The sequence below is a fragment of the Marivita lacus genome (genome assembly GCF_014637725.1).
Taxonomy (GTDB): Bacteria; Pseudomonadota; Alphaproteobacteria; order Rhodobacterales; family Rhodobacteraceae; genus Marivita; species Marivita lacus.
This window is the reverse complement of sequence record NZ_BMFC01000003.1, coordinates 31,439-54,685: the sequence shown is the minus strand read 5'-3', so window position 1 is coordinate 54,685 and position 23,247 is coordinate 31,439. Positions and strand designations below refer to the sequence as shown.

At 62.1% G+C, this 23,247-nt stretch carries 21 protein-coding genes; 13 read left to right on the top strand and 8 right to left on the bottom strand.

All coding sequences use genetic code 11. From position 1 onward, the window contains the following. Window positions 1-87: 87 nt before the first annotated feature. Window positions 88-1,953 carry a sigma 54-interacting transcriptional regulator gene (locus IEV82_RS07905; protein WP_188481480.1) on the bottom strand — a complete coding sequence of 622 codons (1,866 nt, stop codon included), beginning with the start codon at window positions 1,951-1,953 and terminating at the stop codon, window positions 88-90. A gap of 216 nt (window positions 1,954-2,169) precedes the next feature. Between IEV82_RS07905 and IEV82_RS07900 the strand changes: the two genes are divergently transcribed. Genes IEV82_RS07900 through cynS form a run of 5 tightly spaced genes read left to right on the top strand, consistent with a single transcriptional unit; the run spans window position 2,170 to window position 6,325 of the window. Then, on the top strand, window positions 2,170-3,564 hold the full coding sequence (locus tag IEV82_RS07900) for a CmpA/NrtA family ABC transporter substrate-binding protein (RefSeq protein ID WP_188481479.1): 1,395 nt from the start codon (window positions 2,170-2,172) through the stop codon (window positions 3,562-3,564). Between the two features lie 3 nt (window positions 3,565-3,567). After that, a complete protein-coding gene (gene ntrB, locus IEV82_RS07895; protein WP_188481478.1) occupies window positions 3,568-4,404 on the top strand; it encodes a nitrate ABC transporter permease in 837 nt (278 codons plus the stop codon). Between the two features lie 10 nt (window positions 4,405-4,414). Continuing rightward, window positions 4,415-5,320: an ABC transporter ATP-binding protein gene (locus IEV82_RS07890; RefSeq protein WP_188481477.1), complete on the top strand. Its 906-nt coding sequence runs from the start codon at window positions 4,415-4,417 to the stop codon at window positions 5,318-5,320. A 17-nt stretch (window positions 5,321-5,337) separates the two neighbouring features. Further along, window positions 5,338-5,817 (top strand): nuclear transport factor 2 family protein, encoded by a 480-nt coding sequence (locus IEV82_RS07885; protein ID WP_268236111.1) that lies wholly within the window; start codon window positions 5,338-5,340, stop codon window positions 5,815-5,817. Window positions 5,818-5,854: 37 nt separating this feature from the next. After that, entirely contained in the window at window positions 5,855-6,325 is a 471-nt protein-coding gene (gene cynS, locus IEV82_RS07880) for a cyanase (RefSeq protein WP_229747722.1), read from the top strand. Window positions 6,326-6,372: 47 nt separating this feature from the next. Here cynS and IEV82_RS07875 read toward each other — a convergent pair whose 3' ends face one another. From IEV82_RS07875 to IEV82_RS07845, 7 genes are all read right to left on the bottom strand, one after another. Then, the gene (locus IEV82_RS07875) at window positions 6,373-7,086 is read right to left on the bottom strand and encodes a ThuA domain-containing protein (protein ID WP_188481476.1); all 714 of its coding nucleotides are present in this window, start codon (window positions 7,084-7,086) and stop codon (window positions 6,373-6,375) included. Further along, on the bottom strand, window positions 7,083-7,952 hold the full coding sequence (locus IEV82_RS07870) for an NAD(P)-dependent oxidoreductase (protein ID WP_188481475.1): 870 nt from the start codon (window positions 7,950-7,952) through the stop codon (window positions 7,083-7,085). The genes IEV82_RS07875 and IEV82_RS07870 overlap by 4 nt, the downstream gene beginning before the upstream one ends. A gap of 1 nt (window position 7,953) precedes the next feature. Next, the gene (locus IEV82_RS07865; protein ID WP_188481474.1) at window positions 7,954-9,465 is read right to left on the bottom strand and encodes a sugar ABC transporter ATP-binding protein; all 1,512 of its coding nucleotides are present in this window, start codon (window positions 9,463-9,465) and stop codon (window positions 7,954-7,956) included. After that, a complete protein-coding gene (locus IEV82_RS07860; RefSeq protein ID WP_188481473.1) occupies window positions 9,462-10,454 on the bottom strand; it encodes an ABC transporter permease in 993 nt (330 codons plus the stop codon). Before IEV82_RS07860 ends, IEV82_RS07865 begins: the two co-directional genes overlap by 4 nt. A gap of 11 nt (window positions 10,455-10,465) precedes the next feature. Beyond that, on the bottom strand, window positions 10,466-11,440 hold the full coding sequence (locus IEV82_RS07855) for an ABC transporter permease (protein ID WP_188481472.1): 975 nt from the start codon (window positions 11,438-11,440) through the stop codon (window positions 10,466-10,468). Between the two features lie 31 nt (window positions 11,441-11,471). Then, window positions 11,472-12,269, bottom strand: coding sequence for an SDR family NAD(P)-dependent oxidoreductase (locus IEV82_RS07850; RefSeq protein WP_188481471.1), 798 nt, complete (start codon window positions 12,267-12,269; stop codon window positions 11,472-11,474). A gap of 80 nt (window positions 12,270-12,349) precedes the next feature. After that, complete coding sequence (locus IEV82_RS07845) at window positions 12,350-13,309, bottom strand: sugar ABC transporter substrate-binding protein (protein WP_188481470.1); 960 nt, start codon at window positions 13,307-13,309, stop codon at window positions 12,350-12,352. Window positions 13,310-13,626: 317 nt separating this feature from the next. On the opposite strand from IEV82_RS07845, the gene IEV82_RS07840 reads away from it, so the two are divergent. The 8 genes from IEV82_RS07840 to IEV82_RS07810 all read left to right on the top strand — a co-directional run bounded on the left by IEV82_RS07840 (window position 13,627) and on the right by IEV82_RS07810 (window position 23,238). Beyond that, window positions 13,627-15,345, top strand: coding sequence for an extracellular solute-binding protein (locus IEV82_RS07840; protein WP_373285191.1), 1,719 nt, complete (start codon window positions 13,627-13,629; stop codon window positions 15,343-15,345). A gap of 10 nt (window positions 15,346-15,355) precedes the next feature. Then, window positions 15,356-16,165 (top strand): SDR family NAD(P)-dependent oxidoreductase, encoded by an 810-nt coding sequence (locus tag IEV82_RS07835; protein WP_188481469.1) that lies wholly within the window; start codon window positions 15,356-15,358, stop codon window positions 16,163-16,165. Window positions 16,166-16,244: 79 nt separating this feature from the next. Continuing rightward, a complete protein-coding gene (locus IEV82_RS07830) occupies window positions 16,245-17,543 on the top strand; it encodes a M24 family metallopeptidase (RefSeq protein WP_188481468.1) in 1,299 nt (432 codons plus the stop codon). 90 nt (window positions 17,544-17,633) lie between these two features. Continuing rightward, window positions 17,634-18,611 (top strand): thiamine pyrophosphate-dependent dehydrogenase E1 component subunit alpha, encoded by a 978-nt coding sequence (locus tag IEV82_RS23555; protein ID WP_229747721.1) that lies wholly within the window; start codon window positions 17,634-17,636, stop codon window positions 18,609-18,611. 12 nt (window positions 18,612-18,623) lie between these two features. Beyond that, window positions 18,624-19,619, top strand: a complete 996-nt coding sequence (locus IEV82_RS23550; RefSeq protein ID WP_229747720.1) for an alpha-ketoacid dehydrogenase subunit beta — start codon at window positions 18,624-18,626, stop codon at window positions 19,617-19,619. Further along, complete coding sequence (locus IEV82_RS07820; protein ID WP_188481467.1) at window positions 19,609-20,904, top strand: biotin/lipoyl-containing protein; 1,296 nt, start codon at window positions 19,609-19,611, stop codon at window positions 20,902-20,904. The genes IEV82_RS23550 and IEV82_RS07820 overlap by 11 nt, the downstream gene beginning before the upstream one ends. A gap of 17 nt (window positions 20,905-20,921) precedes the next feature. After that, window positions 20,922-22,346, top strand: coding sequence for an NAD-dependent succinate-semialdehyde dehydrogenase (locus tag IEV82_RS07815; protein ID WP_188481466.1), 1,425 nt, complete (start codon window positions 20,922-20,924; stop codon window positions 22,344-22,346). Between the two features lie 10 nt (window positions 22,347-22,356). Beyond that, complete coding sequence (locus IEV82_RS07810; RefSeq protein ID WP_188481465.1) at window positions 22,357-23,238, top strand: 2-oxo acid dehydrogenase subunit E2; 882 nt, start codon at window positions 22,357-22,359, stop codon at window positions 23,236-23,238. Window positions 23,239-23,247 lie beyond the last annotated feature (9 nt).

Below are 23,247 nucleotides of genomic sequence, written 5' to 3'. Positions count from 1 at the left end.
GGCCCAACCGTACGGGTCAGTTAGGCCGCAAGGCGCGGCGATGCGCAACCCGGTCGGCGGGATTTCGTCGACGCGCACGGAACGCCGTCAGAGCTGAAGCGCTGCACGGTCGATGTTGAGTGCCTTGATCCGCGAATAAAGCGTGGTCGGCTGCACATCGAGAAGCGCCGCTGCACCTGTCGGGCCAGACACCCGCCCTCCGGTTTCGCGCAGGGCAGCGATGATGTTGCGGCGCATCAATTCCTGCATGTCGGCCTCGGTCCGCACGGTCGCATTGGTCGGGGAAGCCACCTGCCCGCCCCCGCCCAGTTCCAGCACCAGCTTGCGGTCGCGCGACACGATGGCGGCGCGTTCGATCACGTTGTGCAATTCGCGCACGTTGCCGGGCCAGTGATAGGCCTGCATCTGCTTGACCACATGTTCGGTCAGCACCGGAACCGGGCGGCCATGCCGACGACAGGCCAGTTTCAGCAGATGCGCCGCCAGAAGCGGAATATCCTCAAGCCGGTCCCGCAGCGGCATGCAGGAGATCGGAAACACGTTCAGGAACAGGTACAGGTCTTCGCGGATGCGATTGCCGGACCGCGTGTCTGTCGGTGCATGCGTCGTTGCGGCGATCACGCGGATATCCAGCGGCTTCTCGCGTGTGTCGCCGACGCGGGTGACGGTGCTTTTCTGCAACGCGTTCAGAAGCTTGCCCTGAATTTCAAAAGGCAGTTCCTCGACATCGTCCAGAAACAGCGACCCGCCATGCGCCAGTTCAAGCTTGCCCGGCTTGTCGCGCGTCGCATTTGGCCCTGCCCCGCGCACATGGCCGAAGAGCTCCGCCTCGACATCCTCGGGGGCGACGGATCCGCATTTGAAATGAATGAGCGGCCGCCGCGACCGGGGGCTGGCCTTGTGTATCTCGGTGGCAACCAGCGCCTTGCCGGTGCCCGCCTCGCCGGTGATCAGGACCGTGGCATCGGTGCCGGCCACAAGGTCGATACGGGTCACGATCTGGCGCACGGCGGGCGAGCTGCCGATGATGTCGTGATGCGCGCGTTCCGAACTGATCGCCTCTTGCAGGTATTCGTTTTCCTGCTCCAGCCGGTCCCGCAGCGCCGCGACCTCGTCCAGCGCCTCGCGCAGCTTGCGTTCGCCCTCCTTGCGTTCGGTGATGTCGCGGAAGATGACAACGGCCCCGGCCAGCACCTTCTGATCGTAGATCGGGGTCGAGACATATTCCACGCGGATCGGCTTGCCGTCCTTGCGCCAGAACACCTCGTCCTCGATCCGGTTGACCTGTTCAAACCGGAAGGATCGGTAGATCGGGCAATGTTGCGAGGGGTAAATCTCGCCGTTCAGGTGGTGATGGTGGATCATCGAGTGGATGTCCTTGCCCAGCAGATCCTGCGTCGTCCAGCCCAGCATCTCTTGCGCGGCACGGTTGACAAAGGTGGTCTTTCCCTCGGCGTTCACGCCATATATCCCTTCACCCGCCGCGTTCAGGATCAACTGGTTCTGGCGTTCAAGCTCGGCAAAAAAGGTCTCGGCGCGTTTCCATTCCAGAAGCCCCGCGCGGTGCAGTTCTGCTGCCTCGGCGATCTGGGTGCGCTTGTCGAACGCATCGAGATCGGTGAGGCTGAGCAACAGGAAAGTCGGTTGATCCGGGACACCGCGCGCCCGGATCTCGCAGCGCAGGGGCGTGCCGTTTGCCGCGCGGAGCGGCACATCACGCGTCCAGCATTCGCCGCGGTGATCGACCTCTTCGACAAAGACCACGAATTTCGCCAGCGCCGCGCCAAGGAAGCTGGAAAACCGCAAAGGTTCGTCGGAGGTGGCATCGACGCCCAGCAGCTTGGCCGCAGGCGCATTGAGCGCCACGACCCCGTCTTGAGACGTGTCCAGCAGCAGCGCCGCATCCGGGAATGCGGCCAGCAGGGAATCAGAACCGGTGTGTTCGTCGCGCATGTTCCCATGATTGCCGCTGCAGCGCAGAACAGTCTAACGAAATTTCGTAAATTACGAATTTACGTAATCCAGAACTCCCCTCAGAAACCAGTAAGTCATTGTTTTTGATAAATTATCATAAAAAGAACAAATGTTGGGCACTCAGTTTTGCAATCCCCCGCCTGCTGGCAAAATACGTCCAACCACAAGGAACATCCACCAGACAGGGGACTTCACATGACAATCAAGAGCCTAGGAAATCCGTTTTCCGCAGACACCGATCTGCGTCACGGTGCTGATTGCGGCTGCGACAGCTGCTCTGCGGGACATACCCATTCGCACATCTCCAAAGACCTTGATCCGACACGCATGTCCTCCGAGCAGATGCTGGAACGCGCAGTGGAAAGCGCCATCGTACGCTCGGTCTTTGGTCAGAGCGACATTGGCCGCCGGTCCTTCATGGGCATGATGGGCGGCAGCACGGTTGCGGCGGTGCTTGCTTCGGTCTTTCCGATGAACGAAGCCAAGGCGGCGATCCTCGACAATCTGGGCACACCGGAAAAGATCGATCTGAACATCGGCTTTGTCCCGATCACCTGCGCGACGCCCATCATCATGGCGCAGCCGCTGGGGTTCTACGAGCGCTACGGGCTGAACGCGCAGGTCATCAAGACCGCAGGCTGGGCCGTGGCCCGCGACAAGTCGCTGTCGGGCGAATACGATGCGTCGCACATGCTGACACCGATGCCGCTGGCGATGACGCTGGGTGCGGGGTCCGTGGCGGAACCCTACATCATGCCCGCCGTCGAGAACATCAACGGTCAGGCCATCGTTCTGTCGAACGAACATCTCGACAAGCGCGACCCGACCCAGTGGAAGGGCTTCACCTTCGGAGTGCCGTTCGAATACTCCATGCACAACTTCCTGCTGCGCTACTACGTGGCGGAATTCGGTCTGGACCCGGATGTGGATATCCAGATCCGCGTGGTGCCCCCGCCCGAGATGGTCGCGAACCTGCGTGCGGGCAACCTTGACGGTTACCTGTCGCCCGACCCGTTCAACCAGCGCGCGGTTTGGGAAGGCATCGGGTTCATCCACCTGCTGACCAAGGACATCTGGGAAGGTCACCCGTGCTGCGCCTTCGCCGCCCCGCTATCCTTTGCGACGGAACTGCCCAACACTTATGGCGCGCTGCTCAAGTCGATCATCGACGCGACGCAATACGCCTCGAACCCGGAAAACCGGATCGAGATTTCCGAAGCAATTGCACCGACGAACTATCTCAACCAGCCGGTGGAGGTGATCCAGCAGGTGCTGACCGGAACCTTTGCCGATGGTCTGGGCAATGTGCAGCAAGTGCCCGACCGCATCGATTTCGACCCGTTCCCGTGGCATTCGATGGGCGTCTGGATCCTGACCCAGATGAAGCGTTGGGGCTATATCGAAGGCGATGTCGATTACCGCGCGGTGGCCGAGCAGGTCTACCTTGCTGCCGATGCCAAGAAGGTGATGGAGGATCTGGGCTACGAGGCACCGGATATCACCTACAAGTCGCACACGATCATGGGCAAGACCTTTGATCCGGCGGAACCCGAAGCCTATGTCGCCAGCTTCGCGATCGGAAAGAATTGATCCATGCTGGACAATCTTTCGATCAACAAGCGCGCCGCGATCCTGTCGATCGTCATGCTGGTGGTTGGCCTCCTGATCTGGGAGGCCGCCATTCCGGCGCAAAAGGCAGTGGGTGAACTGACAGAATACGAGCGCCTGACCGGTGGCGGAGCCCAAAAGGCCGGTGTGCCACCGCCCAGCCAGGTGATTGCCAAGGCATGGGAAGAGTTGTCGAACCCGTTCTACGATGCCGGTCCCAACGACAAGGGCATCGGCATCCAGATCGGCTATTCGATCTACCGCGTCCTGACGGGCTATTTCCTTGCCGCGCTGGTCGCCATTCCTCTGGGGTTCCTCATCGGGATGAGCCAGATCGCCTACAAGGCGTTCAACCCGTTCATCCAGGTGCTGCGCCCGATCTCGCCGCTGGCGTGGATGCCGCTTGCGCTGTTCATCATCCAGGATTCCGAGGCGTCGGCGATTTTCGTGATCTTCGTCTGTTCGATCTGGCCCATGCTGCTCAACACCGCCTTCGGTGTCGCAGGGGTGCGCAAGGATTGGGTCAACGTGGCGCGAACCCACGAACTTGGTCCGCTCAAGACCGCGTTCACCGTGATCCTGCCCGCCGCCGCCCCCACCATCGTGACGGGGATGCGGATTTCCATCGGCATCGCATGGCTTGTGATCGTCGCGGCAGAGATGCTCGTCGGGGGGACAGGTATTGGCTACTACGTCTGGAACGAGTGGAACAACCTCGACCTGACCTCGGTCATCTTCTCCATCCTCATGATTGGCGTTGTCGGCATGTTGCTCGACTCGGCCTTCGGCGTCCTGCAACGCGCCGTCGCTTACGCAGAATAAGGAGGCTCTCATGCCCAAACCGTTTCTCAGCATCGAGCGCATGACACAACGATACCCGGATGGTCAGGGCGGCACGATGACCGTCTTTGAAAACGCCAGCTTCGGGATCGAAAAAGGCGAATTCGTCTGCATCCTCGGCCATTCAGGTTGCGGCAAATCGACGATCATGAACATCCTTGCCGGACTGGCCGAGCCCACATCGGGTGTGGTCAAGATGGACGGGTTCGAAGTGTCCGGCCCGTCGCTGGACCGGGGCGTTGTCTTCCAGAACTATTCGCTGCTCCCGTGGCTGTCGGCGCTCAAGAACGTGACCTTCGGCATCAAGGCCCGCTATCCCGACTGGTCGGCGGACAAGGTCGAGGCACATGCCCGCGACTATCTCGCCAAGGTCGGGCTGGAGGGCGACGTGGTGTACCGCAAGCCCAGCCAGTTGTCGGGTGGGATGCGGCAGCGCGTGTCAATTGCCCGCGCCTTTGCCAACCAGCCCAAGCTGCTGCTTCTGGATGAACCGTTCGGCGCTTTGGACGCGCTGACCCGCGGCACCATTCAGGAGGAATTGCTCAAGGTCTGGGCCGGCACGGATCAGACCGTGTTCATGATCACCCACGACATCGACGAGGCGATCCTGCTCGCGGACCGTATCCTGCTGATGACCAACGGGCCGTTTGCCCGCGTGGCGGAATCGGTCGAGATCACCATTCCCCGCCCGCGCACACGGACCCAGATCGTGGAGCATCCGAATTACTATGCGATCCGCAACCACCTGGTGCAGTTCCTTGGCCAGAGGTCAAAGGAACTGGCGGGCAAGCAAAGCGGTGATGACGACCAGCGACCCGAGACCGTGCGGATCGACAAGACCGCTCTGGTCGACGAAGAACCCAGCGCGCCGCCGCCCTTGCGGGCGGTAAACGACTGAACCACCAGGATACGAGCGTGACATATCAGGAAACCCCGCGCGCGCCTCTGCCCCCGTTCTCGTTCGAGGACGCTGTGCAGAAGGTTCGGATGGCAGAGGACGCGTGGAACAGCCGCGATCCGGCAAAGGTCGCGCTTGCCTATACGCGGGACACGGCGTGGCGCAACCGCGACACGTTCCTGAACGGTCGGGCCGAGGTCGAAGATTTCCTGACCAAGAAGTGGGCCAAGGAAAACGGCTATCGCCTGATCAAGGAAATCTGGGCGCATGACGGCAACAGGATCGCCGTGCGCTTTTGCTACGAATGGCATGACGAGACCGGACAGTGGTTCCGCGCGCATGGCAACGAGAACTGGGAATTCGACGCATCGGGTTACATGGCAGTCCGCCACGCTTCGATCAACGACGTGCCCATCGCCGATGCCGACCGCCTGTTTCACTGGCCGCAGGGCCGCCGCCCCGATGGCCATCCCGGCCTGACGGAGCTCGGGCTTTAACACTCAAACTTTGCAATACGACCAAGGAGGACAACCAATGAAAGACAATTACGAGGTGCCAGTCATGATGACCAAGGAAGACGTGACGATGATGATCCTGTCCGCCAAGAAACAGGCCGGCATGACATGGGAGGGCATCGCCGAGAAGATCGACATGTCTCCGGTCTGGACCCATTCCGCCTGCATGGGCATGAACGCCTTTCCCAAGGACAAGGCCGAGGCGCTGGTGTCCGTCATGGGCCTGCCGCAGGAAGCGGCCAGCGTTCTGGAAGAGCCGCCCACCAAGGTCTGGTCGCAGGCCGTGCCCACGGACCCCTGCATCTACCGCCTATATGAAATCGTCGGCGTCTACGGGCCGACCATCAAGGCGCTGATCGAGGAAAAGTTCGGCACCGGCATCATGTCGGCCATCGACTTTGACATGACACTCACCCGCGTGCCGCACGAAAAGGGCGACCGCGTCAAGCTCGAGATGTCGGGCAAGTACCTGGGCTACAATTCCTGGTAAGTCAGAATGTGGTGCCCGGCTGGCAACGGCCGGGCATCGTTTACAGGTCAGGTTGCCGCCTTGCCCTCTGCCGCCCAGATGGCCCCGCGCCGGATCATTTCGGTCACTTGCGGCACTTTCAGATCGTCCAGCTCGTGACCGATCGAGCAATAGAAGACCCTCCCCTTGTCCCAGCGCCGGGTCCATGTGACCGGGATCACCGTGCCTTCGATCCACCACAGATGGTCGCCGGAAAAGGTGGTCGTCGCCAATACGTTGTTCGACGGATCGGTGAGCATGTAATATTGCTCGGAGCGGATGCGGAAACTGCGGATGCCTTTGACAAGCGGATGATCCGGCTGGCAGATCGTCACGTCATAGTCGATGTAATCTTCCTTGGGCTGAAGGTTGTCCGGCCACCCCGGCGGATGCGCCACGAATTGCCCGCCGATCAGGAAATGATAGGTGGGCCGGTCGCGGAACGCGTCGCCCATGTGCCCGTGCCACCCGGCCAGCCCGCAGCCATCGCCGATGAGCTTGAGCAAACCGTCTTCCTGCGGCTTGGTCATGTTGCCGAATTCCGCCTGATGGCCGGACCGCGCCGAGGACCAGATCGGCGTGATCAAATCCAGGTCGGCCAGATCCTCGGGGCGTTCCAGCGGTTCCAGCGTTTCGTAAACATCAACCTTGAACCCGTTGGCCTGCAACAGGTCGGTGTACCAGTCCGCGAAATGGGTCGGGGTGTGGCCTTCCCAGCCACCGACGAAAAGCGCCGCTTTCATTCCTTGTCCTTTCGCATGAAATTGACCATCGCCGCCATGTCGCGTGCGCCGAACCCGGCCTGTTCCGCGCGGCGCAGCGTGTCGAGAGTCACCTTGCCTTGCGGCATCGCCGTGCCGAGCGTTTCGGCGAGCGCTGCCGTGACCTCCATGTCCTTGCGCGCGAGCGCCACCGTGAAGGTCACGTCATGGCTGGCCTCGTCGAGATAGAGCGGCTTGCGGTAGCTCAGCATGGGGGCTGCCGCCGCGCTGTTCTCGATCACCTCGAACGCCGCCTCTGGCGCGATCCCGGCCGCCTCGCCCAGCGTCAGGGCTTCAGCCAGCGTCTGGTTCAACCCGTGGATCAGCGAATTGACCGCCAGCTTCATCACCGCTCCTGCGCCTGTGCGACCCAGACAGATCGTCTTGCGACCCAGTGCGTCGAGCACCGGGCGTATCGGGTCAAGCGCATCCTCCGAACAGCCTGCCATGACCAGCAATTGCGCATCCGCCGCCGCCTGCGTGGCCCCGGACACCGGCGCGTCGATCACGGTGCAGCCCTCGGGTGCTGCATCGGACAGGACGCGGATGTGATCGGGTGACATCGTGCCCATCTCGACAAAGACCCGCGCGCCCTGTCCGTTGAACAAGCCATCCGGTCCCAGATGCACCGCCTCGGAGGACGGATCATCAGCCAGCATGGTCACCACAACCTCGGACGCGTAGGTCAGGTCCGCCGGGGTCGCCGCCACCGCGCAGCCGGTCTGGTCGGCCAGCGCCTGTGCCTTCTCGGGAGAGCGGTTCCAGACCGTCACCTGATGCCCTGCCGCCACGAGGTTCGCGGCCATGTGCGCACCCATGCGGCCCAACCCTGCGAACCCCACGCGCATGTCAGGCCACCTTGTCGCCGGTGATGCCGGAAATTGCCTGAATGAGACTGTCCTCGGTCACCTCGTCCGAGGTGAATTCGCGCATCACCCGGCCCGAATACATCGCCACGATCCGGTCGGAGACGTGCAGCACTTCGGGCATCTCCGAACTGATGACGATCACCGCGAAGCCTTGCGCCGCCAGATCGCGGATCAGGTTGTGGATCTCGGATTTCGAGCCCACGTCGATGCCGCGTGTCGGCTCGTCAACGATCAACACCTCGGGCCGCATCGACAGCCATTTGCCGATGACGATCTTCTGCTGGTTGCCGCCTGACAGGTTGCCCACGGTCTGCCGCCAGCCCGGAGTGCGAATATCCAGCTTGTCGCGGTACTGGTCGAAGATCGCGATTTCAGCACCATCGCTCACAAACGGCCCGGCGGTCAGGTCATCCACCTGCGGCAAGGTCATGTTGTCCCGGCAGTTCATGCCCAGCACCAGCCCCTGCCCCTTGCGATCCTCGGGCACCAGCGAGATGCCGTGCCCGATCGCTTCAATGGGCGACTTGATGCGGACCTCCTGCCCGTTCAGCAGGATCTGCCCTGCGGACGGATCGCGCAGACCGAACAGGGTTTCGGCGATCTCGGTCCGCCCGGCACCGACCAGCCCGTAAAAGCCGAGAACCTCGCCCCTGCGAACGTTGAAGCTCACATCCTGAAAAAGCTTGCCACAGCTGAGCCCCCGCACCTCGAGCGCCACATCCCCCAATTCGTGATGGCTTTCGTTGCGCGACAGATCGAGCTTTCGCCCGATCATCAGATGGGTGACCTCTTCCTCGTTGGTTTCGCGGGTGTTGAGCGTGCCGCGATACTGGCCGTCGCGCAACACGCTGATCCGGTCGGTGATCTTGAAGATCTCCTCCATCCGGTGCGAGATATAGATGATCCCGACGCCCTTGGATTGCAGACCCGAGATCACGTCGAACAGCACGACCTTTTCCGCATCGGTCAGCGAGGCGGTGGGTTCATCAAAGATCACCGCCTTGGGATCGACGGTCAGCGCGCGGGCAATCTCGACCATCTGCTGGTTGGCGATGGACAGGTCCCCGACGCGCGTCTTGGCATCGAAACCGACATTGAGCTGCTTCAGGATCGCATTCGTGTCATCATAGAGCGTGCCCCAATCCACCCGGCCAAAGGATTTCAGAGGCAGTTCCCCCAGAAAGATATTCTCGGCCACGGTCAACTCGTCGGCAAGGCTGAGTTCCTGGTGAATGAACACCACGCCCTTGGCCTTGGCCTGAACTGGGGTTGTCATAACGGTCGGCTCTTCCTCGATGAAGATGCGGCCCTCGTTGGGTTGCAGGATGCCGCCCAGCACCTTCATCAGGGTGGACTTGCCCGCGCCGTTTTCGCCCATCAGCGCGTGCACCTCACCGGGCAGGACGTTGAAGGACACACCGTCAAGGGCGCGAACACCGGGGAATGTCTTGACGATGTCCTCAAGCCGGAGAACCGGGGTGTGATCGGTCATATCTTCAACTCCTCTTTGCCGGTGCGGTTCAGCTGCCGGTCCAGAAACAGGACGGCGATCAGGATCAGGCCGATGACGAGGTTCACCGTTTCGGTATCCGCGCCGATATGGCCCAGACCCTTGCGCAGAAGCTGGATCGCGATGACACCGCCAAGGGTCGAGATGATCGAGCCATAGCCACCGCTCAGCTTGGTTCCGCCCAGCACCACCGCCGTGATCGCCCAGAGTTCGTAGAGCATCCCGTCATTGGGATTGACCGACCCGGATTCCGAGTAGAACACCACCGCAGACAGCGCCGCCAGAAAGCCGATCAGCATGAAGTTCCACAGGAAATGCGGTCCGACGCGGATCCCGGCATTCACTGCCGCCTCGCGGTTGTTGCCGATGGCATAGGCGTTGCGGCCATGCACGGTCTTGGTCATCACAAGCCACAGGATGAGGGCAGCGACCAGCAGGAACCATGTCGCGGTGTGAAGGCCCAGAAACTGCGCCTCGGCGAAATCCACCAGCGTCCAGTTCAGATGGCTGGTGGGTTGTTCACCATTATACATGAAGACCAGCCCCCGGTAGCCGAGCATGGACCCCAGCGTGACGATGAACGCATCGACGCCGGTTTTCCACACGATCAGACCATTGATCGCCCCCAGAACGGTTCCGGTCAGCAGCGCAAAGAACCAGGCCAGCGGGATCGCCCAATCGCCCATCGCCTGCATGAAGGGCCATGTCATGCTGTCCAGCAGCACAATCGCCGCGAGCGCATAGGTGGCCCCCACCGACAGGTCGATATTTCCATTGATCATGATGATCGTCATGCCCAGCGCGATGATCCCGATCGGGGCCGATTGCTTGAGCAAAAGCAGCATGTTGTCGAAATCCATGAAGGCGCTGTCCGAGACAGACAGGTAAGAGCCTGCAACCGAGAAGAAGATCAACTCGACCACGATGAAGGCCCAGATGGCGCCTTGCTTGAAAAGGGTTTCCTTGCTCATCACTCTGCTCCTCAAGCAATCTGCGACCAGAACCGGCCCCGTTTGGCCGCGATATCCAGCCAGACAGCCAGGATGATGATCAGCCAGGTGACGACGTACTGGACGTAGAACGCGAGCCCCATAAGCAGAAGTCCATTCTGGATAAAGCCAAGGATCAGAACGCCGATCACGGTCTTGAAGATGGTGCCAGAGCCGCCCAAAAGCGACGCGCCGCCAAGGATCACAGCGGCCAGCACCTCTAGCTCCATCCCCTGCCCGACCGTGTTCTGGCTGCCCAGACTGCGGCTGGCCTGCAAGAGCCCGGCACAGGCGACGCAGAAGGACGAGATCAGATAGGTCATGAACACGATGCGGGCACGCGGGATGCCGGAAAAGGTCGCCGCCTTGCCGTTGCCGCCAACGGCATAGACCTTGCGGCCGAATGGCGTCTTAGACAACACAAGACTGAGGACGATGGCGAGCCCGGCAAAGATCAGGATCGGCACCGGCACACCCGCCACGCGGCCTTGCCCGAAGACCGAGAACCACGTTCCGGCCTTGTCGGCGATGTCCATGTTCTGGCCCCCGGACCATGTCAGCGTCAGCCCGTGGATGGCCGACAACATGCCCAGGGTGACGATCAGGGAATTGAGCTTGAGATAGCCGACCAGGAACCCGATGAACGCGCCCAGCGCCATCGTCAGGCCGAACATCGCCGGAATGGCCAGCGTCGGTCCGATCTTGTCGTGCAGGTCCAGCACCACGATGGTCGAGAAGGACATCATCGACCCGACGGACAGGTCAAGATTGCCGCCGATCACCACGAAGGTGACACCCAGCGCCATCACGCCCAGAATGGCCGAGGACCGGATCACGCCCGAGATATTGTCGATTGCGATAAAGCGTTGATTTGCCAGCGCAAACACGATCATGAAAACCACGAAGGCGATCAGGATGCCCTGCTTGGCGAGGACTTCTCCGATGCCCCGTTTCGTCAATTCTGCCATTTTCCCTCCCCCTAGGTGCCGGACCGTGCCGTCACACCAAAGTCATGCCGCCGTCGATCATCACGATCTGTCCGGTCATGTAGTCGCTGGCCGAGGAGGCCAGGAACGTTGTCGTCCCGGTGATGTCCTCGGGGCGGGCGACCCGGCCGCGCAGGATCTCTGACGAAAACTCCTCCATCGCCTGACCGGGACGCTCTGCCGCCCCGATGGCCATCAGATCCTGATCAACCTGTTCCCACATCTCGGTCGCCACCACACCGGGGGCGAACCCGGTAACCGTTATATCATGTTTTGCCAGATCGCGCGCGCCGGATTGCGTCAGCGACACCACGGCCCATTTGCTCGCGCAGTAGGGGGCGACGTTGTCGAACCCCTGCCTGCTGGCGATGCTCGCGGTGTTGATGATCTTGCCGCCGCCGCCTTGGGAAATCATCTGGCGAGCTGCTTCCTGCATGCCGATCATGCAGCCCAGACCATTGATGCCCATGATGAAGTTCCAGTTTTCCTCGGTCACGTCGAGGAAATTCATCGGCTTGTTGACGCCTGCATTGTTGAACTTGACGTCCAGCCGACCGAACCGGTCGACCGCATGCGCGATCATCGCCTTGACCTGCGCACGGTCCGTCACATCCACAGACGCATGGGTGACCTTGCACCCGGCCTCTCCTGCGCGGTCCGCGTTCGCGTCGGCGACTTCAGCCACCTTGGCCGCATTGATGTCCGCAAAGCAGACATTCGCGCCCTCGGCCAAAAGCGCCTCACCTATTGCGCGGCCAATACCTTGCGCCGCACCGGTCACGATGCATGACCGTCCCGAGACTCCTGCCATCCCGCTCACCCATATTTTACCTTGAAAAGAAGCCAAACACGCGAGGCAGCCGAAGCCACCCCGCGCGTCCGGGGAGGAGATCAGAAGACGGGTTTGGTGAACTCGTCCATGTTGTCCTGGGTGATCTTGGGCGTGTCGAAATAGTTGAGGAACGGCACGTCCTCACCGTTCAGCACGTCGATCGCGGTCTTCAACGCCGCTTCGGCGTCATCCACCGGAGACTGGTAGATCGAGCCCCAATAGTCGCCATCCGCCATTGCATCGTAACCGACCGAAAAATTGGTCGCGCCAACAAAGATGATGCCTTCGCGCCCGGCTGCCTTGGCCGCGTTGAGGGCGCCGACGCCCATGTTGTCATCCCCGGCATAGACACCGTCGATGTCGTCATACTTGACCAGGAACGCTTCCATCACCTGCTGTGACTTTTCGCGGTTCCAGTCGCCGGGTTGCGTTTCGACCAGCGTCACGTTCGGGCAAACCTCGGGCAGACGGTCCTCAAAACCCTTGGCCCGTTCGATGGCGGTGGTGTAGCCGGGCTGGCCGGAAATCTGCACGACGCGGGCTTCGTCCGCGATGCCCATGTCCTTGAACTTGTCACACATGATCTCGGCCGAGCGCGAGCCTTGGGTGATGTTGTCGGGGCCAGAGAAGCTTGCCACGAAATCAAAGCCCTGCTCGGCGATGTTGGAATTGGTCACGATGACCGAGATACCTGCACTGTGCGCCTTGCGCACTGCCGGGATCACCGCTTCGCCATTGGTCGGCCAGATGATGATGGCATCGACCTCCTGCTGGATCAGGTCTTCCATTTGCGCGATCTGACGCGCCACATCGCCGCCCGCATCCAGCACCACGGCTTCGACCATGTCATTGGCCTCGGCGGCCTCGATAAACGCCTTTTCGTAGGTCGTCTGATAGCTGTCGACGCCCACATTGTTCTGCGTGATCCCGATGGTCATCGTTTCGCTGTGCGATCCGGCCATCGCGGCACCGGTCATGGCTGTCGAAGCAACCAGTGCGGCGGTGAATGTCATCTTCATGTTCATCTTCCTCCCTAGGGGTGTTGTTCTCACGATTGCCGCTGTCCTCCCAGCCGGGCTCTGACCCGAAGCAACCTGACCCTATCCAGCGATATTTCCCCCTCCGACAAACGCGCTGTTTTATCCACTTTGGATATTTTTTCGTCCATTTTGGACTTATACTCGATATCCAGAAACCGTCAGTTTGAACATTTTCATGGGGAAGCACGATGCCCGACTCACGCAAAACACCGTCCGCGAGACCTGAAACCGAGACCATGAACGCAAACCCCTCATCAGATATCCAATTTGGACAGCGATCCGTTCAGCGGCCGACCGTGCCGCATGTCGCGGTGACGGGTCCGGAATGGGAGCGGGTGGTCACGTTCCTGAAGTCGCTGACGGTCGAACTGGACACCTCCATCGAGCCGAATACGCCCAACCCGCATCTGAACATGATCCTGCACGTGCTGCAAAGCCATTCCGAAGGGCGTCTTGTATCGCCCTCCTCCATCGTGGCCGCTGCCGGGGTGCCCTATGCCACCGCCACGCGCAAGCTGGGCGAGCTCAAGGAGTCGGGTCTGTTGGAACAGCGCCCCCGCACCAAGAGCGGCAAGAGCTTTTCGCTGCACCCCAGCGCGGCCTTGCTGGAACAGTTCAGCCAATTGGCCGACCGCATCGACCGCATGGCACGGCTGTCATTCGGCGGGTCCCCGGAAACCGACGCGGGCGAGAACTACTATTACGGCGGCTCCTATCAGGCCACCCGCGCCACGATTGTGCCGCCCGTCGTCCTGCCCCAACCGCTCAAGCTGCCGGGCGGATTGCGTATCCTGGTACATGGCGATCCAACCTTCATGGTGATGGAGAACCTCAAGCGGCAATTCGAACAGCTTGTCGGCACCGACATCCACCAGCGCGCGTTTTCCATCGACCGCCTGCGCGAAGAGGCGCTGCGCAACAGCGAACGCAGCAAGAGCCGCTATGACCTGATCGCGATCGACCTGCCGTGGCTGGGGGAATTCGTGAAGAAGGGCGTGATTCGCCCGCTGACCGAGGTGATGGATGTGTCGCGGCTCGATCCGGCTGATTTCCACACCGCAGGCTGGCGTGCGGCGCATTGGGATGGCTGCCCGTATGGCGTTCCCAGCCAGACCACGCCGGAACTGATGTTCTACCGCAAGGACTGGTTCGCCTCCGAAGGGCTGGAGCCACCGGTCACAACCGACGCCGTGATCGACGCCGCGCGGCATTTCCACGATCCCCGGCACGGGCGCTACGGCGTGGCATGGAACGCGGCACGGGGCACGGCACTGGGGCATACGTTCATGATGACCTGCGCCGCGTTCGGTCAGCCGATCATCGACCTGCCGGAAATCGCGGGCGGCTATGACGCCGACCACTTGGGCCACCGTACGTTTCACCCCATGCTCAACACCGACCGGGCGATGGATGCCGCCGATTACCTGATGCAACTGCTGGCGTTTTCGCCGCCCGATATCCTGTCGATGTCGTGGTACGAACGGGTCCGGCCCTATGCGTCGGGCAAGGTGGCGATGGCCTATGGCTACACTCTGCTCGCCCCGTATTTCGAACTCGATGACAGCTGTGCCGCGCATAGCAACACCGGCTACCTGCCGCATCCGCACGGTCCGGAAGGTGCACCCATCGCGCCGGTGGGGGGCTACGTGTTCTGTATCCCGTCGAATCTGGCCGAAGACCGGATCGACGACACGATCGAAGCGCTTGTCGCCTTCACATCGCCCGGGGCGCAAAAGCTGTACGCCCAAAGCGGCAGCCGCACCGCGCCGCGCTATTCGGTCGGGGCAGACCCCGAAGTGCGGCGTCTGTCGCCGATTTTTGAGCTGGTCGACCAGATGTCCTGGCGCGACGAGCTGCAATTCTGGCCGCGCCCGCCGATCCCCGAGATCTCGGACATCATCCGTATCTGCGGCCACGAACTTCACGACATGCTGCGCGGGATCGTCTCCCCGCGCGAGGCGCTCGACCGGGCTCAGGCGGGTGCCGAAGACATCATGAGACAACAGGTCACTTAGGGAGGAAACCATGGACCCCAATCGCCTCAAAGGTAAGAACATCCTGATCACAGGCGCTGCCCGTGGCATGGGTGCTGCCAATGCCGAATCCTTCGCCGCACAAGGGGCCAATGTCTGTATCGGGGATCTGGATGAAGGCGAAGCCAAGGCTGTCGCTGACCAGATCAACGCGGCCGGCAACGGCAAGGCCATCGCCGTCAGAATGGACGTGACCAAGCGCGAAGACAACGCCGCCGCCGTCGCCGCCACGGTCGAGGCGTTCGGGTCGATCAATGTGGGTCTGTTCAATGCGGGCCTGAACAAGCCCCGGTTCTTCATGGATATCGACGAAGACAACTGGGACATGATCATGAACGTCAACACCAAGGCGATGTGGCTGGGCATGCAGGAAACCGCCCGCCAGATGATCGCCCAGGGCCCGATGGAAGATCACCCCTACAAGCTGATCAACGTGGGCTCCATCGCGTCGCGCAAGCCGCTGGTCGATGTGACGGTCTACTGCACCTCGAAATACGGCTGCCTGGCGCTGACCCATTGCGGCGCAATTGGCCTTGCCGAGCACAACATCACCGTCAACGGCTATGCGCCGGGCGTGGTGGTGACACCGCTCTGGGAACAGCTCGACAAGGACCTCGTGGATATCGGCTTCAAGGATCGCGAGGGCCAAGCCTACGAGGACATCGTCCGCGACGCTCTGCAGATCAAGCGCGTGTCCTATCCCAAGGATATCGTCGGCACCGCTTCGTTCCTTGTCAGCGACGACAGCGATTACATGACCGGCCAGATGATCCACATCGATGGCGGCTGGTGCATCCAGTAGGGTGCGTGATCTCACGCACCATTCCTAGAAATTTTCAAACAAGCGGTGCGTGCCAGCACGCACCCAACGGAGTAACCCCATGTCTCGCGCACTCATGCCCAACCTGCTCACCCCGCAGGACCTCGAACCCAACTGGGAATGGCGGGAACGCCTGCCCGCCTGGGGCCACACCTCGGTCGATTTCGAACGCCGAATCGATCACGACCGCCTGCGCCGCTACCGTCTGGCCCGCACAAGGCAGTCCTTGCAGAACTCGCAGGCCGGGTCGCTGCTGCTGTTCGACGTGAACAACATCCGCTATGTCACAGCCACCAAGATCGGCGAATGGGAACGGGACAAGATGTGCCGATTCTGCCTGCTGACGGGCGACGATTCTCCCTACGTCTGGGACTTCGGCTCTGCCGCTATACATCACAAGCGCCATTCCGACTGGCTGGAGCCCGATCATTGCCTTGCAGGCGTTGTGGGCATGCGGGGCACGATCCCGCCCGAGTTTGGCCTGATGCAGAAATATGCCAAGATGATCGCCCAGCTGATCAAGGATGCAGGCATGGCCGACATGCCGGTCGGTGTGGATTACGCCGAAACCGCCATGTTCCACGCTCTGAAGGAAGAAGGCATCAACGTGGTCGATGGTCAGCAGATCATGCTGGCCGCCCGCGAGATCAAGAACTGGGACGAGATCCAGCTGCTCACCCAGGCCGCCGCGATGGTCGATGGCGTCTACCACATGATCTACGAAGAGCTGAAACCGGGTGTGCGCGAGAATGACATCGTCGCCATGTCCAACAAGCTGCTCTACGAGATGGGCTCGGACGACGTGGAGGCGATCAACGCCATCTCCGGCGAACGCTGCAACCCGCATCCGCACAACTTTACCGACCGGCTGATCCGCCCAGGCGATCAGGCGTTCTTCGACATCCTGCAAAGCTATCAGGGCTACCGGACCTGCTACTACCGCACCTTCAACGTGGGCCGCGCAACGCCGTCGCAGAACGACGCTTATGTGAAAGCGCGCGAATGGATCGACGCGTCCATCGCGGTGATCAAGCCGGGGGTCACCACCGACAAGGTGGCAGAGGTCTGGCCAACGGCTGAATCGCTGGGTTTCCCGAACGAAGACGCCGCATTTGGTCTGCAATTCGGTCACGGTCTGGGCCTTGCCCTGCATGAACGACCCATTATCAGCCGCGCGGTCAGTCTCGATCACCCGATGGAGATCCAGACCGGCATGGTGTTCGCGCTGGAGACCTACTGTCCAGCCACCGACGGCTATTCCGCCGCACGGATCGAGGAAGAGGTCGTGGTGACGGAAAACGGCTGCGAGGTGATCAGCCTCTTCCCCGCCGAAGAGCTGCCCATCGCCAACCGGTATTGAGCATCTCCGCCGGGGGACGCCTCCGGCGGGAGTATTTTTGCCAAGAAGAAGCAGGGGCCATGCGCCCTTGCCCCCTTTGGGAGGGAACCAATGGCCAAGACCAAGACAAACACCGAAGACTATCTGCGCATGTATCGCCAGATGATGCGCATCCGCACCTTCGAGGACACCGCCAACCAGCTGTACCTCTCGGCCAAGATGCCGGGCCTCACGCATATGTATTCCGGCGAAGAGGCCGTGGCCGTGGGCATCTGCGAGGCACTGACCGACGACGACCGCATCACCTCGACCCACCGGGGCCACGGGCACTGCGTCGCCAAGGGCGCGAATTTCAAGGAAATGTTCTGCGAACTGCTGGGCAAGGAAGAAGGCTATTGCCGCGGCAAGGGTGGGTCGATGCACATCGCCGACCAGAGCCACGGCAACCTTGGCGCCAACGCCATCGTCGGCGGCTCAATGGGCATCGCCACCGGATCGGCGCTGCGCGCCAAGCTCCTGGGTCAGGACGACGTGACCGTCTGTTTCTTCGGCGACGGCGCGACCGCGCAGGGGCTGCTTTACGAGGTCATGAACATGGCGGCGCTGTGGAACCTGCCGGTCATCTATGCCTGCGAAAACAACGGCTATTCCGAATACACCAAGACCGAGGAGATCGCCGCCGGCTCCATCACCGCGCGCGCCGAGGCCTTCGGGATCGAGGCGTTCAAGGTCGATGGTCAGGATGTGCTGGCAGTCAACGAATTGACGCAAAAGCTGGTCGCGCGCTGCCGGAAGGGTGAAGGCCCGTTCTTCATCGAACTGGAGACCTACCGCTACCACGGTCACCACGTGGGCGACATCAACCGCGAATATTACCGCTCCAAGGACGAAGAGAAGGACTGGAAGGAAAACCGCGATCCGATCATCCGCTTCCGCGGCTACCTTGTGAGTGAAGGCATCGCGACCGAAGACGAGATCGAGGCGATGAATGCCGAGATCGAAAAGGATGCCTCCGAGGCCGTCGCCTATGCCGAGGCGGCCAAATACCCCGATGTGTCCGAAGTGGACATGCATGTCTACGCGGACTGAGGAGAGACCGACATGAGAGAGATCACCCTGTCCCAGGCCGTGAACGAGGCCATCGCCGAGGAAATGCGCCGCGATCCCACAGTGTTCCTGCTGGGCGAAGATGTGGCCGAGGCCGGAACGCCGTTCAAGGTGCTGTCCGGTCTGGTCGAGGAATTCGGCACCGAGCGTGTCATCGACACGCCCATCGCCGAACCCGGCTTTATGGGCATCGCAGTTGGTGCCGCCATGACCGGCGCGCGCCCCATCGTCGACTTGATGTTCGGCGATTTCATCTTCCTGATCATGGACCAGCTCTGCAACCAGGCGGCCAAGATCCACTACATGTCGGGCGGCAAGCTGAACGTGCCGCTGGTCCTGCGCACCAACATGGGCGCGACCCGTCGCTCGGCCGCGCAGCACTCGCAATCCCTGCAGGCGCTGGTGGCGCATATTCCGGGGCTCAAGGTGGCGATGCCGTCTTCAGCCTACGAGGCAAAGGGCCTGATGAAGACCGCGATCCGCGACAACAACCCGGTTGTGATCTTCGAAGACAAGCTGATGTACCAGGACAAGGCCCCGGTTCCGGAGGAGGAATACCTGATCCCCTTCGGCGAGGCGCATATCAAGCGCGAAGGCAGCGATATCACCCTGATCGCCACGTCCTCGATGGTGCAGGTGGCCGAGAAGGCCGCCGCGATCCTGTCGAAAGAAGGAATCGAGGCCGAGGTGATCGACCCGCGCACCATCGTTCCGCTGGACGAGGCGACCCTGATCCAAAGCGTCAAGAAAACCAGCCGCGCCATCGTGATCGACGAAGGCCACCAAAGCTATGGCATCACGTCGGAAATCGCGTCGCGCCTGAACGAAAAGGCGTTCTACCACCTCGACACACCCGTGGTGCGCATGGGCGCGATGGACGTGCCGATCCCCTTCAGCCCGGCGCTGGAAGACATCACCGTCCCGACACCCGACCGCGTGATCGAGATGGCGTGCAAGCTCTGCTCCGGGGAGATGATTCATGCGGCATGATGTGACAATGCCTCAACTGGGCATGGCGCAGGATGCGGGCAAGATCGTGTCATGGCTCAAGGCCCCCGGCGATCCGGTGACCAAGGGTGACGCCCTGTTCGAGGTGGAAACCGACAAGGCCACGATGGAGGTCGAGGCGCAGGCCAGCGGCTTTCTGACCGGCGTGTCGGCGGCCGAGGGTGAAGACGTCAAAGTCGGAGCTGTAATCGCGCGCATTTCGGACAGTGCCGATGACGAAGGCCCCGCGCCCGAGGCACCCGCCACCGCCGTGCCGGTCGAGACATCCAACGCACTGCCCGAAGGTAAGTCTGTGACCATGCCGCAACTGGGCATGGCGCAGGACAGTGGCCTTTTGGTCAGCTGGCAGAAATCTCCCGGCGATGCGGTCAAGGCCGACGATGTGCTCTTCGAAGTGGAGACCGACAAGAGCACGATGGAAGTCGAGGCGGGAACTGACGGCTATCTTGCCGCCACTCTGGCCGAGGCCGGAGAGAATGTTCCCGTGGGGCAAGCGGTCGCGATCATCAGTGCCGAGAAACCGGATGCACCGCTAGCGCGCAGCGCCAAGTCCCCGCCGCCGTCTGACCACGAAACGCCCGCCGTTGCCGAAGCGACGAAGCCCGAAAGGGCCAAGGAGCGGCCTGCCCCTGCAACACCCACGCCTCAACCGACGCATGGCCGTATCCTTGCCTCGCCCAAGCTGCGCAGGCTCGCGCTGGAACAGGGGCTGGACCTGTCCCTGCTGGTCGAGGCCGGGCATCCGCAACCCTTCCATGTCCGCGATCTCGACGTGCTCAAGGCGCTACCTCGGAAATCGGCTCAACCGACAGCTGCTGCCGCCGCCGCCATGCATCACCTTGTGGCCAAGGTTACAGGCGATGCCCTTCCCGCTTTCGCCACATGGGCCGGGGAAACCCACGGCCTTACCGATCCGGACGCGATCCTTGCAGCTCTTGCCGGTGCGTCCCTGCCCAACGCCGCCAACATTGCTGTCGATCGTTTCGGCACCTCGCAGACCTACGCCATGCCCGACAGCCGCACGCTTTCGGGCGTCACGAAAACCGACGCGGCACCCGACCTGATCTTGCGCGATCTTCGCGGCACGACGATCCGCAGCGCCGATATGGGCGCGGACACCGTGCCGGTTCTCACGATCACACTGCGGCGCAAGGGTCTGCGGATCACGCTTGATTGCGCCGCTGACCAGTTGGACGCGCAAGCCGCAATCCAGCTTCTGACCGATTTCGCAGGCCGGGTGGAGCAACCGCTCCGCCACCTGCTCTGACCTTCCGGGGGACCGACATGGACTATACCGATCTTTATATCGACGGCGCGTGGCACAAGACCGCCGAGCGTTTCGACGTCATCAACCCCGCCACTGAAGAGGTGATCGCCTCGGTCGCCTCCGCTGACATCGCGGACGCCGACAGGGCTCTGGACGCGGCCGAAAAGGCGATGGCCGACTGGGCGGCGCGCACGCCACGTCAAAGGTCTGAAGTGCTGCGCCGCGCATGGGAATTGATGACCGCGCGGCTGGATCATTTTGCCCATCTCATCACGCTGGAGAACGGCAAGGCGGGGACGGATGCCAAGGGCGAGGCCACCTATGCCGCCGAGTTCTTCCGCTGGTTCGCCGAAGAGGCCGTGCGCGCGGACGGGATGATCACCCATGCCCCGGCCTCGGGCGCGCGTATCCTCGTACAGCACAAACCGGCGGGACTTGCGGTGCTGATCACGCCCTGGAACTACCCCGCTGCAATGGGCACCCGCAAGATCGCGCCCGCGCTCGCCGCAGGCTGCGCCGTCATCATCAAACCCGCGTCCGAAACGCCGCTGACCATGCTGGCGCTGATGCCGCTTCTGGAAGAGGCAGGCGTTCCGCCGGGCCTCGTCAACGTGCTGCCCTCGCGCAAGACCGGCGCGCTGGTGGATCACATGCTGCACGATCCGCGCGTGCGCGTGGTCAGTTTCACCGGGTCCACAGGTGTGGGTCGCAAGCTGTTGAAGTCCGCTGCCGATCAGGTTCTGAAGCCCGCGATGGAGCTGGGCGGCAACGCGCCCGTGGTGGTGCTCGAAGACGCCGACATGGACACCGCCATCGAAGGCACCATGCTGGCCAAGATGCGCAATCTGGGCGAGGCCTGCACGGCGGCAAACCGCATATACGTGCATGAAAATATCGCAGAGGCGTTCACCAGACGCCTGACGGAGCGCATGTCGGCGCTCAAGGTCGGCGATGGCTCCGACCCGTCCGTCGATGTCGGCCCGCTGGTCAATGCAGACACGCGCGACAAGGTGGCGGCGTTCGTCGCCGATGCGGTGGCCAAGGGTGCCAGGATCGAATGCGGCGGCACCGTGCCCGAGGGCAAGGGGTTCTACTATCCGCCGACGGTGCTGTCGAACGTGTCCGAGGATGCCGATTGCGTGCAGGACGAGATATTTGGACCCGTTGCCGCGATCCAGACCTTCCGCGATCAGGAAGAGGTCATCCATCGCGCGAACAACACCGAATACGGGCTTGTCGCCTATGTATTTTCCGGCGATTTCAAACGCGCGTTGCAGGTCTGCGAACGGCTGGATTACGGCATGGTTGGACTGAACCGGGGTCTGGTCAGCGACCCGGCAGCGCCCTTTGGCGGCACCAAGCAATCCGGGCTGGGCCGCGAAGGCGGGCATGAAGGCATGCTCGAATTCATGGAAACGCAATACATCTCGGCAAGCTGGTAAAGGAGCAGACATGGCAGAGTACATCGCAAGCCCCGCCACCCGCCGCCTTGCCCGCGAGAAAGGCGTCGAGATCGAAGCCTTGGCCAAAAAGCTCGGGCGCAAGACCATCGGCCCCGAGGATCTGGACGGCGGCACAGCACCCGCTTCGGCACCCTCCGGCGACACGTCCTTCTGGCAGGTCGATCATAGCCAATACGGCCCGGTGACCGAAGAACCGATGAGCCGCTTTGCCAGGGTTGCCGCGCGCAATCTGGCGGCCGCGCAATCGCTGATCCCGGCGGTCACGCATCATGACCGCGCCGATGTCAGCGCCATCGAGGCGTTCCGTCAAAGCCTGAAAGCCGAGGCGCAAACGCGCGGCGTCAAGCTCACGGCGCTGGCGTTTCACGTGGCTGCCCTTGCCCGAAGCCTGCGCGCCTTTCCCCGGTTCAACGCTTCGCTGTCGGCGGATGGAGAGACGCTTTTCCTCAAGGAGTACGTGCATGTCGGCATCGCTGTTGACACGGCGCATGGGCTGATGGTGCCGGTCATCCGCAACGCCGACCGCAAGGGACTGTGGCAGATCGCGGCCGAAATCGGCGATCTTGCCGGCCGCGCGCAGGCGCGCAAGGTGGGACCGGACGAAATGGGCGGCGCGTCCATGACGATCACCAATCTGGGCGGCATCGGCGGCACGGCCTTTACCCCGATCGTCAACCCGCCCGAAGTGGCGATCCTTGGTATCACGCGGACCGAGACCATCACGGTCTGGAACGGCGATATCCCCCGCCCAGTGCCGATGGTGCCGCTCGACCTGTCCTATGATCACCGGGTGATCAACGGGGCCGACGCGGCGCGGTTCCTGTCGCATTACGCGCGGCTGATCGGTGATCCGCGCAACATGCTGATCTGAGGCTTGGCG